General features: G+C 63.7%; 1 protein-coding gene and 1 pseudogene. Both read right to left on the reverse strand.

Annotated features, from left to right (window positions below; translation table 11 throughout):
• Positions 1-757: GAF domain-containing protein (locus EOA28_RS36490; RefSeq protein ID WP_148671138.1), on the reverse strand; the 757-nt coding region annotated here is incomplete at its 3' end.
• Between the two features lie 170 nt (positions 758-927).
• Positions 928-1,142: pseudogene (locus EOA28_RS36495) on the reverse strand (aspartyl/asparaginyl beta-hydroxylase domain-containing protein); the annotation flags it as partial.

Here is a 1,142-nt window from a genome sequence, read left to right on the forward strand (position 1 = left end):
ACGTTATGCCGAGAGCAAGCCGCGCCGAGCGTGTCGCGCCGGTCACAAGGTCGTCGGCGTCGACGGCGATCAGCGCGCCGGCGCTGCGCTCGGCAACCGGCGCAAGCAGGATGCGGGCATTGGAATAAACCATACGGAAATTCTCGGCCTCGATACGGCGCGCGGCGTCGCCAACCGCGACCGAGATAAGCTGGACGAAGCCTTCCGTGAGGTCAGAGCGGCAGGACGATACGTCGAGCGCGGCCGCCAGGTTGCCTTCATGGTCAAAGACGGGAGCCGTGGTGCAGCTCATGAGCGTGTTGCGCGAAAGGAAATGCTGGTCGCGATGGATGGTGAGCGGCCGCTGATCGGCGAGACAGGTGCCGATGCCGTTGGTTCCCTCACTGTCTTCGCTCCAGACCGTGCCGGTCCACAGGCCCCATTCGTCGAAGGTCTCGTCGTCGGCGACCGCGCCGCGGCGCTCGACAGGGATGCCGTCGCGGTCGGCCAGCATCACGCAGCAACCGACACCGCCGACCGCCTGATAGAGCCGGTTGAGGCTTCCTTCGGCCGCGCGAATCATCCGCTCCATGCGCTGCCGGGCCTGCCGCAATTCGGCTTCGGTCAGCCGCCTTGGGGCCTTGCGCTCGGCCGGATCGAGGTGGTGCAATTGAAGGGAACGCCGCCACGAGGCGACCAATGCGGAATGGGCCGCGTCGCTTCTGGCGATCGAAGCCTGGACGAAATCCGCATGACCGGCTGCTTGCCGCCCGCTCAAACCTACCCTCCCAGCGAGCGGACCTCCTTCCGCCCGTCGTTATATCCTTGTGGATATATCCGATGGAAGAGTTGTAACGGTTGCAGGGGATCGGCGCTATAGGACGTTGGTTTAAGAGCATCGAGGCCCGGCCGAGCAGGCCGAGCCAGGAGATTGAAGAGGCGCCAGAATCAGTTGGCGGTGGCCTTAGGCTTGGACGAGCCGATCATCTTCCAGTTCTTGTAGAAGACCGAATTGATGCGCTCCACGCTGACCGAGACGATGGCGAGAAGGCCCGCGATCAGTTTTGGGAACGGAGACGGCCTGATGATGTCGACGAAGACGCAGTAGCGGCGGCCGTCATATTCGTTGACCGAGCGGTGGAACAGCGTGTCGTCGAAGATGA

Origin of the sequence: Mesorhizobium sp. M2A.F.Ca.ET.067.02.1.1 (assembly GCF_004023285.1) — a bacterium.
Classification (GTDB): domain Bacteria; phylum Pseudomonadota; class Alphaproteobacteria; order Rhizobiales; family Rhizobiaceae; genus Mesorhizobium.